The following is a 14,084-nucleotide window of genomic DNA, read 5'->3' as shown; positions in this document are numbered from 1 at the left end:
AATTTATACCCATGGCAGTAGTCAAATCTAAAGAAAAAAAGAGAGTTCACTTTGCTTGGTCCATGTATGATTGGGCAAACTCTGTGTACAGTTTGGTAATCACCTCTACCATATTTCCTGTTTATTTTAATTCTGTCACCACATCAGAATCTGGGGATTATAAAGTTAAATTCTTCGGGCTTACAGTGGAGAATACCGTCTTGTATTCCTATTCCATTTCTTTTTCTTTCTTAGTAATAGCTTTTATTTCCCCTTTGCTCTCTGGTGTCGCGGATGCAAGTGGGAAAAAATTATTCTTCATGAAGTTTTTTGCCTACATGGGCTCTTTGGCCTGTATGGGCTTATTCTTTTTTGATGGCCCTAACTTGGAGTACGGTATTTTATGTGCTGTAATCGCAAGTATCGGTCATGCTGGCAGTTTAGTATTTTATAATGCGTATTTACCTGAAATTGCCGATGAACATGAATACGATTTCTTAAGTGCTAAGGGCTTTTCATTGGGGTATATTGGTTCAGTAATCTTATTAGTTCTTAATCTTGTCATGATTCAGATGCCGGAACTTTTTGGATTGGAAAATGCTGCTCAAGCATCGAAATGGTCCTTTTTGATTACCGGTATTTGGTGGGCTGGCTTCTCTCAAATTACGTTCAATTACCTTCCTGATAATCCTTATAAGAAAAAAATTCCTAAAGAATTGTTTTGGATAGGCTATCATGAGATTCGTGTAATCTTTCAAGCCATTCGTGCGACTGTCGTTACAAAGCGATTCCTTGCTGCCTTTTTCTTTTATAGCATGGGTGTGCAAACAGTCATCTTTTTGGCGGCTTCATTTGGTGATAAGGAGTTGGGAATGGCAGGAGATAAATTGATTTTAACCATTTTGATTATTCAGATTGTAGCGATAGGGGGTAGTTACTTCTTCGCTTACCTATCCAAGTTGTATGGGAATAAGGTTTCTTTGATCACTATGGTCATGATTTGGATGCTAGTTTGTGGAGGTGCTTATTATGTAGAAAATGAGTATCAATTTTATTCATTGGCTTTTGTGGTCGGTTCTGTCATGGGGGGGATACAGTCTCTCTCTAGGGCAACTTACAGTAAGCTCATTCCAGCTACTACTACCTTACATGCATCCTATTTTAGCTTTTTTGATGTTACTGAAAAGTTAGCAATTGTATTTGGTACCTTTTCTTATGGTATTATCGAGCAACTTTCCGGTAGTATGCGAAACTCTTCCTTGGCTTTAGGGTTATTTTTCTTGGTTGGTTTAGGGTTTCTCTTGACAATCCGTATTCCTAAGCAGACAACTACTACTCCTAATCTGCCTCCACATGCGTAAGATTTTAGCAGGTTCTCAAATAAAAACCTTGGATCAACGATTTATCCAAGCGAAAGGTATTTCTTCCTTGGAGTTGATGGAAGAAGCTGCTTGTGCTTTTGTAGATTGGTTGATGGAGCAATCTGACCTGCGAAATCGACCCGTATTTATTTTTGCTGGTAAGGGAAATAATGGTGGAGATGGGATGGCCATTGCACGGTTACTGCATACCATAGGTTTTTCTGTAACGCTCATTGCTACTGCTTCTAAGGAAGATTCTTCCATTGATAATCAGTTAAATAGTGAAAGGTTACCTGACTCACTGCAAGTGGTTTCATCTGATTCTTTTGATTGGAAAATCCCTGTGGGTGCTATTGTGATTGATGCCTTATTGGGAGTTGGTCTTAGCTATCCATTAGAAGGGAGATTACTGGAAATTGTTCGGCGGATCAATGAAATTTCAGCTATAAAAATTGCAGTAGATATTCCCACGGGATTGCCAGCTGATACGGTCGTTGCAGGAGAAGCGGTTCGAGCGGACTTTACTGTTTCATTTCAATTCCCTAAGCTTTCGTTGCTTTTTCCGGACCATGCAGCATATGTAGGTAGACTAAATTTTGTTGATATTGGGATATCTGTAGATTTCCAAAATCAATTGGAGGGATCAAAGTTCTTGCTAGAGCAAGGAGATATTCCAGCGCTCCACCTTAAAAAAAATGACTTTATCCATAAGGGTGACATGGGTAAAGTAATGCTGATAGGGGGTAGCAAAGGGAAAGTTGGAGCGATATTATTGGCATCACAGGCAGCATTAAGGGCAGGTTCTGGTTTAGTCTATGCGAATATACCAGCGGATGAGCGTCTGACATGTCAAGTGGCTTTTCCGGAGATTATGTATAGTACCGAGTTAGTGGAGGATTTGGATGCGATTGGAGTTGGACCTGGCTGGGGAACTACCTTGCATCCAGAGGAACTTTCCCAACTCTTCCAAAAATACGCTTTCCCTATGGTATTGGATGCGGATGCTATCAATCTGATGGCAAAGTACCCCAAACTACTTCATGAGATCCCAGCAAATTCTATTCTAACACCGCACTTAAAAGAGTTTGAGCGATTGGTTGGCTCTTGTGATAACCATTCAATACGTCTAAAAAAAGCCTTGGAATTGGCTACGACTTATCAGATCATTGTTGTACTCAAAGGTGCTTATACCTGTATTTCAACCCCGGACGGCAATCAGTATTTCAATACCACAGGTAACAAATACATGGCTACCGCAGGCTCAGGAGATGTGCTGACGGGTATAATTACCTCTTTTTTGGGTCAAGGGTACGCGCCTGTTCAGGCAGCCCTAGTGGGAGTCTTTCATCATGGCCTAGCAGGTGATATTGCAGCTAAGTCAAAAAACAGAGGATTGATAGCTTCGGATATCATTCGGAGTATTCCACAGACCTTTATTGAATTGGATATCGATTGATAGAACTTTTGTGAACAAGCTAGAGTTGTTCAAGCAGCCAATTAATGTATGAAACAGGAAAAAGCGATTCTTTGGACGCTTGCAGCCATCAATTTTACGCATATCGTAGATTTTATGATTTTGATGCCCCTCGGGCCTCAATTGATGCGCATATTTGACATCAGTCCCAGTGCCTTCGGCCTATTAGTATCCTCTTATACCTTCAGTGCTGGTTTGAGTAGTTTTCTGGGAGCATTTTTCTTGGATAAATACGACCGGAGAAAAATTTTGCTTTGGGTATTTTTGGGATTTTTACTCGGTACGCTGGCTTGTGCTTTGTCTCCCAATTATCCAATTTTATTGATATCTAGGATTGTTTCTGGATTATTTGGTGGATTGACCTCTGCATTGATTTTGGCGATTATAGGGGATGTAGTTCCTGATGAACGTAGAGGTAGAGCCATGGGCTTGGTAATGGCTGCCTTTTCGGTTGCATCTGTTTTTGGGGTGCCTTTTGGATTATTCATCGCCAGTTTGACCAATTGGCATGCACCTTTTTTCTTTTTGGCGGGCTTAGCAGTGGTTATCTTAGGGTTGATTTACCGTTTTATTCCACATATTACGGAGCATCTCCAAACAGGTAAAGCTAAGCCAAGTCCTCTTCAGGTAGTACAGCGGGTCACAGGGAATGCCAATCAAATGCGGGCAATTACCTTGACCATCATGATGATGTTGGGGCAGTTTACCATTATCCCCTTTCTTAGTCCTTACATGGTGGCCAATGTGGGTTTTACTGATATGGAACTGACGTATATCTACATATTTGGAGGGTTATTGACGATTTTCACCTCTCCTTGGGTAGGTAAATTAACAGACCGCTATGGGAAAGTTGAGGTGTTTACCGTTTTTATGACATTGAATGTGATTCCGATTGGGGTCATTACCCATTTGGGAGTTACTCCGATTCCTTATGTGTTATTGGTTTCCACTTTCTTTTTCATTACCAGTAATGGACGAATGGTACCCGCAGCTGCTTTGATTACAGGAACTGCCCGACCAGAAAATAGAGGGAGTTTCTTAAGTTTCAATTCTGCTGTACAGCAATTGGCAGCAGGTGCAGCCTCTTTCTTGGCAGGATTGATACTAGCAGAAGGTGTTAATGGGGAGTTAGTGAATTTTGAAAAAGTTGGCTACATCGCCATCATCCTGAGTTTGCTTTGCCTGCCATTGATTCGTAGGATTAAAGTGGTGGATGGGGAATAGATTTTTCAAAGATATTTTATTCGCTTAATTTTTGAGGAGACTGCTAAAATCGAAAGTGTGAATTGTTAGTTCGTTTTCATTAAATTCAGGATTATCGGGATGCATGGGAAACAAATTCAATCCTCTTTCACTGACAAAGAAGTGATGCGATAGGTAGGTGTTTTTATTTTTTGAATGTCCTTGGATTTATTTTTATTCGGTTGTGGTAGCTTTATCTGTTATTGTTCATAAACCGATTGCATAGTTATTTACCTTAACTTCGAAATTCGCAATTTAGGGTTAAGATTAAAAAAGCTTAATGATTTGATTTTTAACTTTCAAATAACTAAGTTTAGTACATATTTATTTAAACTATTGTAATATGGAAAAGCGCTTTACACACACACACACACACACACAAGGTGATGTCTCTCGAATTAGAAGTCTAATTTGTGGACCGAAGAAGTTAATATCAGGTTTTTGTCAAGTATTTACTTACTTGTAACCCTCGTGTTTATCATTATATTTTCTTATTACTTTCTTATTAGGTTCGTGTATTGATGATGCTGTGCAACTAGCACCTGAAAGCATTGTAGAGATTAATGAAATAGCCAAAGTAAAAGGATGGTTTGAAACGAATAAAGATGTATTGGAAGTTTATAAAACCAACCCATCGTACAGAGAATTTAGTAAAGATTTGATTTTGCCATTTTTTGACAAAGAACCTGACTGGTCAAATTTTTCTGAATATTTTTTTCCTGATGGCCGTAAGGTATTTGAGGTGAATATTAAGGATCTAAGCGGTATAGTTCCAGTTGATTTTTTTGAAAAATATGGGAGTTCTAGTTCGGAACTTGTAGAAGAGGCACTTTTATTTGTCGAACACACCAATTCAGAAATTGGCTATTCGATATGGGTTGCTAGGTATTTTAGTTATGGAAAAAAGTCTGATGGAATGACTTACCATGTGATTCCTTCTGATTGGTCGGGACGTATTGATCTGTTTACTTTTTCTGAGGTGCATTTAAAAAGCTTTGAAGTTGAGGACGGGTTGATTGTGAAAACACTTGAATACAAGACAGAAGACCCTAGCAAGCGGATGGCCACTGAAAATATGTTAATGACATGTACAGGAAGCTGGATTGATTATCCATACTACGGAAGTGGCGGTGGAGTAGCATCTACTCAGTCAACTTTTGTGATAAGCTGTCATAATCCGATAGACTTATCGGGTGGTAGTGGAGGCGCAAATTGGCCAACCCATCCCAACCCATCAGGTCCGAGTGGCGGAGGTTCAGGAGGTGGCGGGACAGGATCTGGAGCTTTTGGCTCAACGGGAGGTGGATCCGGTACCTCTAACGGAGTCTGTGACCATACTAATAATTTTGCATCTGATTGCATTCCATCACCAGAAAATTATTGGGAAAGTTTAGACTATTTTCTTGAAGTCTTAGCCACTTTAACACAGCTTCAATGGGTATCCGATCCTATTGTAAAGGATTACAAAGATTTAAATAATTCTGAAAAATTATTACACATTCTGAATCATTTAAAATTTAACACTGATAAAGAGTTAAATTTTAAAATTAATCAAATTATGACTAATGTGCCTCGAATAGCCCCTCCTGGTCCTTATAAACCTTCTGGGGGTTGGTATGAAAGTCAAACTGCTGCATTAAAAATTAATAATCAAACTTACTATATCGGGTATGTTTTTGGTAATCAAGACGGGTTTAATTACATCAATGTTAAAAGAGGTTATGACAGGAAATATATAGAGGATAAAAACCAAATTAATATTTATTTTTATGATGTTAATTTCCCTGGAAGGACAGCTCTAGAGATTTATTTACCTAAAGAATTAGAGTCTTGGTTTGATTCACTATTTAAAATGTAATTTGAGTTTATGAGATATTTATTTCTCTTTCTTTTTGCTTCGCTTCTATCTTCTTGCAGGGGGATTGAGAGAAAGCAAAGCGATATTATTCCTCTTGAGATTGATTTTGATAATTCAATTGGCTTGAATAATCCTAGACTGGCATATAAGTATGGGATAGATGCTGATTATCCTCCTGCTTGGATTGGTACAGACCTAGTTATAGAGGATGTGGTAGAAGGGATTGAACAACAATTGATCAAAATTAACGGCTTTAATCTCCTAGAGATGAAAAGTGATGACATTATTGAAAAATTGAATCTTTCCGAAAATAGAAGAAATAGTAACAACCCTAATTATACTAATGAGGATAAATCCTTGTTTTTTATCAAACAACAAAGTGGAGCAATCTCCATACAGGTTGAAGATATTCAAAAAATAGCTGTAGACCTCGATACTGTTTCCTTACAGGGTTTAGATTTAAATTCTTTTAAAGAGTTATTTCCAGGGGCTTATATGTTTAGAAATCTCTATGGAGTTCAGGAAACTATGCATATTGCCGAAAGAGATTCGGTGAAGACTATAGATTATGTATTCTTATGGTCACTTGCTGAAACCGAAGGCCAACCTCAGATTACTGGTAGATTTGACCTTACATTTGTTAATGGAGTTCCATTGAAGGCTTACTTCTTTTCAATTTTATAAAAAAATAGGGCTTCTTGCTTAATTCTTAATTGACTGAAAGTCAATTAAATAATTAACAAAAACATAACACAAAAACCCCGAAATCAGCTGTTTTGAGCTTTTTTTGGGGTTTTCTTTTTTGTAGTTTAAGGTTGCAGAATAAAATACAATGCAAGATATGGCACAGCTCCCTCTTTTCAAAGATTTCGACGGATACTCTCCAAAATATCACTTTTTCAAGAATTCATTGTTAGGTCAGGTTCATGACAGTATCCCTTGGGATGAACTTGTTTCATGTCTCCCAAGAGAACTTTCGGGAAGAGGTGCTCCAAGTTGGTTTGGCTCCAAGGGTATGTTTGCACTTATGTTTTTAAAAGCATATCTGAATGTAAGTGACCGGCATCTTCTGGAACGCTTCAATACTGACTGGTCTCTCCAGTATTTTTGTGGGAAGGTATTAGCAGAAAATGAGCAGATTAAAGACATGACCATTATGACCCGTATAAGGGCTTACATTGAAACCCATTGTGAATGGGAGAAGCTTCAGGAGATCCTTATTCTGCACTGGAAACATGATATCAATAACAGCCATGTACTTCTTATGCCTGCCTGCCGCAGGCAGGGATGCCACCTGCTATGAATCGTACATACGCTTTCCAACTGATGTAAAGCTTCTTTGGGAGTGCTGTGAATGGGTTTTTGAGCATCAGCTATTCAGGATCTGTTCAGAGCTAGGTATCAAAAGGCCAAGATCCAAATTCAGGGAGCAGAAACTTGCCCAAACGACTTATTCCAGAAAAGGAAAAACAGTTTTAAGGAAACACTCAGAAGAAGAAAAGCATTGGTGTATCTTCTCAACAAAGGCATAGAACAGCTTCAGGAGGTTTTGGACAAAAACAAAGGAGCAGGCCTTGACCTGAAAGACTTTTCAAGGTTTGGCGTGATAAAAAAGGTGTGTCAGCAACAGGAGTTCCTATTGGACAATCCTCCTTCCAAACTCAAGGATAGGATTGTGTCACTTCATAAACCATATCTTCGACCAATAGTGAGAGGGAAGGAGAATAAGCCTGTAGAGTTTGGTGCCAAAGCCCATATCTTACAGGTCGATGGTCTTGCTTTTATTGATAAACTGGATTTTAATGCATTCAATGAATGTACGAGACTGAAGCTGTCAGTAGCAAAGCATAAAAGATTTTTCGGTCCTGCCAGGCAGCTTGGAGCGGACAGGATATATGCGACAAATAAAAACCGTGTATTCTGCACTCAACAGAAGATATTCACCTGTTTTCCAAAAAAAGGCCCCAAACAATTAAGCAAAGCCGAAAAAGTACTAAGCTCTGAGATCTCCAGACAGAGAGCTACTGTAATGGAAGGTGTTTTTGGAACAAACAAAAACCATTATGGGCTAGGCAAAATCAAGGTGAAAGGGGAGAAAAGAGAAAAGCTGATGATATTTTTTGGGATTATGTCAGCAAATGCAGTTCTGATTGCAAAAAGAAGGGCAGCAAAGGAAAGCCCACCCCTACAACAATCAGCGTAAAAATCACCAAAAAAGAACTTCATGGGAGCAGTGTGTCCATACTGCAAATCTTGGGCTGACGCATCCAAAACCGAAGACTAAATTGTAATTTTCCGCACTCAAATTGACCGTAAATTAATGTCCAAAGTCTCCAAAAAAAGAAAGTAGAGCTTAGTTTAAGCTCTACTCCCTAATTCCGAAGGAATTTTCCAAGAGGCCCCATTTATATATGAGAATAAAGCTTTAATTTACATGGAAAGCCCTTTTGAAGAGTCGGTTTTTTACCTTAAGAAAAACGAATGGGGTACATGGGAATGGGTTTGTAAATTTTCTTTAATTACGATTTATGTCGACTAAATTTTCTAGTAATGATCATTTCCATTGGTTTCAATTTACTACTTTGATACTAATGATCAAGGAAAAAAACTTCTTAAAATAAACACGAAAGTGGTTAGGGGAACGGTAAAAAACTTCTTTAAAGCAAGCCTAATTATTGCCATTTTCATGGTGTTGGTAAATTTCCCTGGAAGTTACCAAATAAGACTTGATTTGTTTAAGAGAAATTATGAGTGGTAATCTGATTTATTTTGAACCTATTCAGCATAGCTGATGAAGGAACAGGTTTAAAGTAGAACTAGTCTCCCTACCCTTAAACTAAGATGCCCCCAAAAAGATTCACTCTCATTGGGGGCATATTATGATTATACGTGTTAAGTCAGGTATCAGTTTAAAACTCCGCGTGTCCGGGAGTTCTTGGGAAGGCAATCACATCACGGATATTGCCCATACCTGTCACAAACTGCACCAAGCGCTCAAAACCTAATCCAAAGCCTGCATGAGGAGTTGCTCCAAATCTACGGGTATCCAAGTACCACCACATTTCTTCGGTAGGGATATGCATTTCTTCCATGCGTTGGGTCAATTTTTCTAAGCGCTCTTCACGCTGTGAACCACCGACGATTTCTCCGATACCGGGGAACAAGATGTCCATAGCAGCAACTGTTTTCCCATCATCATTTTGACGCATGTAAAATGCCTTGATTTCTTTAGGATAGTCGGTTAAGATAACAGGCTTTTTGAAATGCTTCTCTACTAAATAGCGCTCATGCTCAGATTGCAGGTCCACTCCCCAAGACTCAACTAAGTATTGGAATTTCTTTTTCTTATTGTGATTGGAGTTTTTTAGAATGTCTATAGCCTCAGTATAGGTCAGACGCTCAAAGTCATTATTGACCACAAATTTCAAGCGCTCCAAGAGTCCTAATTCACTTCGTTGATCGGCTTTTTTGGACGTTTCTTCTTCAGCTGCCCTTTTATCCAAGAATTCCAAATCATCCTGACAGTTTTCCAAGGCGTAGTTGATGACATATTTTAGGAAGTCTTCCGCCAAATTTTGGTTATCTTCTGCATCATAAAATGCCATTTCTGGCTCAATCATCCAAAACTCCGCTAAGTGGCGGGCGGTATTGGAGTTTTCTGCACGGAAGGTTGGTCCAAAGGTATAGATTTCGCCCAATCCCATAGCAGCCAACTCTCCTTCCAACTGCCCGGATACCGTTAGGTTGGTTTCACGCTCGAAGAAATCTTCCTTATAGTTGATCGATCCATCCTCAGTTAATGGAGGATTTTTCAAATCCAAAGTGGTCACTTTAAATGTCTCACCAGCACCTTCTGCATCAGAGGCAGTAATGATTGGTGTGTGAATGTAGAAGAAGCCTTTATCATTGAAATACTTATGCACCGCAAATGCCAAGGCGTGTCTCACGCGGAAAACGGCACCAAAGGTATTCGTGCGCATACGCAAGTGCGCAATTTCTCTCAAAAACTCCAAGGAATGCTTCTTAGGTTGCAGCGGATATTTTTCAGCATCTGCCTCACCTAATACCTCTATATGAGATGCTACCAATTCGGTGGACTGCCCTGCGCCTTGGGAAGCTACAACTGTTCCTTTGATTTTAAGACAAGCTCCGGTAGTCGCTTTTTTAAGGAGTTCTTCATCGATTTGGTTAGGATCTGCTACGATTTGGTAGTTTTTGATTGTAGAACCATCGTTGAGCGCAATGAAGGAAACATTCTTATTGCTTCTTTTGGTCCGTACCCAACCCATCAGTACAATCTCCTTACCCACATAATCTTGCGTAAAGAGTTCCTGTATTTTCACTCGTTTGTTGAACGCCATATTCTTGGTTTTTAAAAGCTTAAATTGATTGCTTAGCAAAGGCCATGCCTTTGTAAGGAATGCAAAAAAACGATATAATACGCTTTTTATCAAAAAATACTTCTTATTTCCTAAATTTGGATTCTCGCAGGTGGATAAACCTATCAGGACTTGCGCCAAATTCTTCGAGTAACAACTATGCAGAAATTACATTTAAGTCAGATACTTTCCCAAAAGCTCTCTCCGCAGCAGATTCAATTTATCAAATTGTTGCAGGTGCCAACTGCCGAATTGGAAGCAAGGGTAGAGGAAGAATTGGAAATCAATCCGGCTTTGGAAGAGGGTAGGGAAGAAGAGTCTAAGTCAGAAGAGGAAGATTTTTCGGATGATTATGATGACTCATACGAAGGGCAACAGGATAAGGACATCAATTTGGATGATTACTTAGGAGATGATTATGGGGGGTACAAAATGCAAGGTGATGGCAATTACTCCCCTGATGAAGAAGATCGGGATATTCCACTTTCCAGTGGCGTGTCCTTGCAAGAGCAGCTAGTGACTCAATTGGGTTTTCTCAAGTTGAATGAGCGTGAGAAACTCATTGGGCTTCAGTTGATAGGGAGTATAGAAAATGATGGATATATCCGTAGAGACTTAGAAGCCATTATCAATGATTTGGCTTTTGGGCAAAATATTGAGTCGGATATAGATGAAGTTGAAGAGATTTTAAGGAAAATACAATCCTTCGATCCTGCGGGAATTGCGGCACGTAACTTACAGGAGTGTTTGCTTATTCAATTGGAAAGGAAAGAACACCCCGAAGATATTGTTGTGCAGACAGCTATTAAAATTGTGGCGGATAACTTTGAGGAGTTTACCAAAAAGCATTACGATAAAATACAAAAAAGGCTGGATTTAGATGATGAGCTGCTGAAAGACGCTGTTGGTATGATTACTAGATTGAATCCAAAGCCAGGAGGTGTCTCCGATGGACTTGTCAAAACTCAATACATTATCCCAGATTTTATCCTGACCAATATTGACGGTAAATTGGAGATTTCCCTGAATTCCCGCAATGCCCCTGAGTTGCGCGTGAGCCGATCGTATTCTGAGATGTTTGATGCTTATGAAAAGAGCGACAAGAAAGATAAAAAGCTGAAGGAGACCGTAAGTTTTGTTAAGCAAAAATTGGATTCTGCCAAGTGGTTTATTGATGCCATCAAACAACGGCAGCAAACTCTGTTGCGTACCATGCAGGCGATTTTAGATTATCAGGCCGAATTTTTCTTAGAGGGCGATGAGACCAAATTGAAGCCGATGATCCTTAAAGATATTGCGGAGAAGATCGAAATGGATATTTCTACAGTATCAAGGGTAGCCAACAGCAAATCTATCCAAACAGAATTTGGGATTTATCCGCTCAAGTATTTCTTCTCAGAGGGAATTGCTACAGACTCAGGTGAGGATGTTTCAAACAAAGAGGTGAAAAGCGTGTTGCAAGAAATGGTGGATCAAGAAGATAAGCGTAAGCCGCTATCGGATGATAAACTTGTAAAACTATTGAACGATAAAGGCTATAATATTGCCCGCAGGACAGTTGCTAAGTATCGAGAGCAATTGCAAATACCTGTAGCAAGATTAAGGAAGGAGTTATAAGTTGGCAAAAAAAGGGGCGATTTTTATTTCCTACGTACTGCAACCGTTGGTCATTCCGACCTTGATTGTTCTGTTTGTTGCTACGAAGGCTTCTTATTGGCTAAAGCTACCAGTGTATGATTTTAATCAAATGATACTGGCGGTGGCTGCTACTACTTTTGTCATTCCTTTATTGATTTTATTGGCCATGCGCTGGTCCAAACTAATTCCCTCCTTTCAGTTACCGGAAAAGGAAGATCGATTCTTTCCTTTCGTATCTGTATCCGTTTTGTATATGATGGCAACGTATTTTTTTCATTTAAAGCTACAGGCTGCACCTCCTTTAGTGTTTTTGCTTTCGATTATCACGATAGCCTTGGTGTTGCTGACGACAATCACCTACTTCTGGAAAATCAGTGCCCATATGGTGGCCATTTCGGGTCTGATGGGAGTGATTGCAGCTTTTGCTATGAAGGCACCCCAATTAGGCTTGGTTTATTACCTGATTGGAGCAATAATTTTAAATGGGCTTGTTGCTACAAGCAGATTGTATCTCAATGCCCATACTCCTGCCCAAATTATGGCAGGTTTTGCCTTGGGTTTTGTAATCAATTTCTTTCCGCTTTACTATTTGATTTGATAGGGCAAAAAAATCAGTCCAATGATCAACCTGTCGATAAAGGTCTTTCATTGGACTGAACTTAAAGGATAAGATTTTATTTAATAAACGCCGCTTAGAATAAAGCTACCGAAATACCAAAATTAAATTGTGTAGCCTCTGTACGGAAAGGTCCCCGGTCTGTTTCAAACAAAGGACTCAAAGCATAGTGTGCCCAAGCATTAAAGCCACCAGAACCTATGCGTGTATAAATTCCATACCTGAATGGATTAATCCCGAAAGGCTGTCTGTCCTTCACTTGGCGTGTAAGATCATCGGCATCTGTGAAACGAATTTTGGTCTGCGCTTTCAATGCATAACCTACCTTAGCACCAATAGCTATTTTAAAACTCTTATTATAATTACGCTTATTGAAATGATAACGTAATTCTAGAGGGACATCAAAATAAGATACTGTTAAATTATTGCTCTGTAAAGTGATATCCTCTCCGTAAATGGAACTGACTGCTATTAATCTGCTAGAATTCGGACCTATTTCCGGGTTATTAAATAAATTTCTCCCATTGGTGAAATTTAATTTATCTACACCTACACCAAAACCTGGGTTAAAGGTAAAGCCAGAACCTTCTCCAAAGACATTGAAAGGTAATTGATAATATGCATTGAATGTGCGTGAACGCATGATGCGGGTATTCAAATCAGACGGACGGTTGTTGAGCACATTTAATCCTACCTCTACGAATAGATCGCCTTTGATATCAGGTCTTCCTCCAATGGGGGTTCTAGCTCTTTCTTTGATTTCTTCTTCTTGTGCGTAAGCAGTAAAAATGGTTCCTATTGTAAGTACTAATAAGAGTAATTTTTTCATTGGTTTTAATTGGTTTTTAATATCCTCAAGTGTCTTGCTGATGTTGGAAGACCAGGTTAGGGACTCCTTGAGTAAACGTTGTTTATGCGAAAATCAATGTTGTTTGGTGAAATGAATAATCCTGACAATTCTGATAAAATGAAAGTTATATTCTAATTCGGGGCCTAAATTAGAAAAACATCTCGTTACTTCGGTTTCTTTTATCTTAATTATTCTTAAGTGTGCCATTCATTCTTTTTCCTGTTGAGAAAAATCATGTGAAATTATTTTTGGAAATATAAAAACCATCATTACTTTTGCAGTCCCAATTGGCCTCGTAGCTCAACTGAATAGAGCACCTGATTACGGCTCAGGAGGTTTCAGGTTTGAATCCTGACGAGGTCACCAAAAGCCCTGAAATGTCAGGGTTTTTTCTTCTTACTGAATATTGACTGCAAAGTTGAATATAAATGGCAGCCCTCTCGATATACGCTAAATGTTTATCTGATTGAGACTGTATATGAAGGTCGTTTTGATAACAAACGAAGTTCGAAAATAAAATCACAGGTTTTCAGGGGTTTGAATAAAAGTTGACAAAAATTCATTCACTACTCTTGATTAATCAAATATTCTTCTTACCTTTGCAATCCTGTTCGGGAAAACAGTGAAAATTTAAGAAAGAGATAAGGCGGTAAAGACTGCTTTCGAACCATCGTTATTGATGGGATA

At 39.0% G+C, this 14,084-nt stretch carries 11 protein-coding genes and 1 tRNA gene; 10 read left to right on the top strand and 2 right to left on the bottom strand.

What is annotated here, in order from left to right; translation table 11 throughout:
• Positions 1 to 11 precede the first annotated feature (11 nt).
• The 7 genes from IE080_RS07710 (at position 12) to IE080_RS19435 (ending at position 8,117) form a co-directional block, all read left to right on the top strand.
• A complete protein-coding gene (locus IE080_RS07710; RefSeq protein ID WP_189580245.1) occupies positions 12 to 1,340 on the top strand; it encodes an MFS transporter in 1,329 nt (442 codons plus the stop codon).
• A complete protein-coding gene (locus IE080_RS07705) occupies positions 1,333 to 2,796 on the top strand; it encodes an NAD(P)H-hydrate dehydratase (protein WP_189580243.1) in 1,464 nt (487 codons plus the stop codon). The genes IE080_RS07710 and IE080_RS07705 overlap by 8 nt, the downstream gene beginning before the upstream one ends.
• A gap of 48 nt (positions 2,797 to 2,844) precedes the next feature.
• Positions 2,845 to 4,038: an MFS transporter gene (locus IE080_RS07700; protein WP_189580240.1), complete on the top strand. Its 1,194-nt coding sequence runs from the start codon at positions 2,845 to 2,847 to the stop codon at positions 4,036 to 4,038.
• 547 nt (positions 4,039 to 4,585) lie between these two features.
• Complete coding sequence (locus IE080_RS07695) at positions 4,586 to 5,914, top strand: hypothetical protein (RefSeq protein WP_189580237.1); 1,329 nt, start codon at positions 4,586 to 4,588, stop codon at positions 5,912 to 5,914.
• Between the two features lie 9 nt (positions 5,915 to 5,923).
• Positions 5,924 to 6,598 (top strand): hypothetical protein, encoded by a 675-nt coding sequence (locus IE080_RS07690; protein ID WP_189580234.1) that lies wholly within the window; start codon positions 5,924 to 5,926, stop codon positions 6,596 to 6,598.
• A 157-nt stretch (positions 6,599 to 6,755) separates the two neighbouring features.
• Positions 6,756 to 7,217 carry a transposase gene (locus IE080_RS19440; RefSeq protein ID WP_229800552.1) on the top strand — a complete coding sequence of 154 codons (462 nt, stop codon included), beginning with the start codon at positions 6,756 to 6,758 and terminating at the stop codon, positions 7,215 to 7,217.
• A gap of 204 nt (positions 7,218 to 7,421) precedes the next feature.
• On the top strand, positions 7,422 to 8,117 hold the full coding sequence (locus IE080_RS19435; protein WP_229800551.1) for a hypothetical protein: 696 nt from the start codon (positions 7,422 to 7,424) through the stop codon (positions 8,115 to 8,117).
• Between the two features lie 706 nt (positions 8,118 to 8,823).
• On the opposite strand, the gene asnS is transcribed toward IE080_RS19435, so the two are convergent.
• Entirely contained in the window at positions 8,824 to 10,275 is a 1,452-nt protein-coding gene (gene asnS / locus IE080_RS07680; protein ID WP_189580231.1) for an asparagine--tRNA ligase, read from the bottom strand.
• Between the two features lie 177 nt (positions 10,276 to 10,452).
• On the opposite strand from asnS, the gene rpoN reads away from it, so the two are divergent.
• Positions 10,453 to 11,910 carry an RNA polymerase factor sigma-54 gene (gene rpoN, locus IE080_RS07675; protein WP_189580228.1) on the top strand — a complete coding sequence of 486 codons (1,458 nt, stop codon included), beginning with the start codon at positions 10,453 to 10,455 and terminating at the stop codon, positions 11,908 to 11,910.
• Position 11,911: 1 nt separating this feature from the next.
• Entirely contained in the window at positions 11,912 to 12,529 is a 618-nt protein-coding gene (locus IE080_RS07670; protein ID WP_189580225.1) for a PA-phosphatase, read from the top strand.
• Between the two features lie 94 nt (positions 12,530 to 12,623).
• Here the strand turns inward: IE080_RS07670 and IE080_RS07665 are convergent, their stop codons facing one another.
• Entirely contained in the window at positions 12,624 to 13,376 is a 753-nt protein-coding gene (locus IE080_RS07665; protein WP_189580222.1) for a porin family protein, read from the bottom strand.
• Positions 13,377 to 13,686: 310 nt separating this feature from the next.
• Here IE080_RS07665 and IE080_RS07660 point away from each other — a divergent pair.
• Positions 13,687 to 13,763 (top strand) — tRNA-Arg (locus IE080_RS07660).
• Positions 13,764 to 14,084 lie beyond the last annotated feature (321 nt).

It is taken from the genome of Mongoliitalea lutea (genome assembly GCF_014652135.1).
Taxonomy (GTDB): domain Bacteria; phylum Bacteroidota; class Bacteroidia; order Cytophagales; family Cyclobacteriaceae; genus Mongoliitalea; species Mongoliitalea lutea.
This window is presented reverse-complemented; position numbering and strand designations above follow the sequence as displayed.

What these genes read in the sequence shown, in the direction of transcription:
- IE080_RS07705 (WP_189580243.1), top strand. Translation starts at nt 1,333, where the DNA reads ATGCGTAAGATTTTAGCAGGTTCTCAAATAAAAACCTTGGATCAACGA.
- IE080_RS07690 (WP_189580234.1), top strand. Translation starts at nt 5,924, where the DNA reads ATGAGATATTTATTTCTCTTTCTTTTTGCTTCGCTTCTATCTTCTTGC.
- IE080_RS07710 (WP_189580245.1), top strand. Translation starts at nt 12, where the DNA reads ATGGCAGTAGTCAAATCTAAAGAAAAAAAGAGAGTTCACTTTGCTTGG.
- IE080_RS19440 (WP_229800552.1), top strand. Translation starts at nt 6,756, where the DNA reads ATGGCACAGCTCCCTCTTTTCAAAGATTTCGACGGATACTCTCCAAAA.
- asnS (WP_189580231.1), bottom strand. Translation starts at nt 10,275, where the DNA reads ATGGCGTTCAACAAACGAGTGAAAATACAGGAACTCTTTACGCAAGAT.
- IE080_RS07700 (WP_189580240.1), top strand. Translation starts at nt 2,845, where the DNA reads ATGAAACAGGAAAAAGCGATTCTTTGGACGCTTGCAGCCATCAATTTT.
- rpoN (WP_189580228.1), top strand. Translation starts at nt 10,453, where the DNA reads ATGCAGAAATTACATTTAAGTCAGATACTTTCCCAAAAGCTCTCTCCG.
- IE080_RS07665 (WP_189580222.1), bottom strand. Translation starts at nt 13,376, where the DNA reads ATGAAAAAATTACTCTTATTAGTACTTACAATAGGAACCATTTTTACT.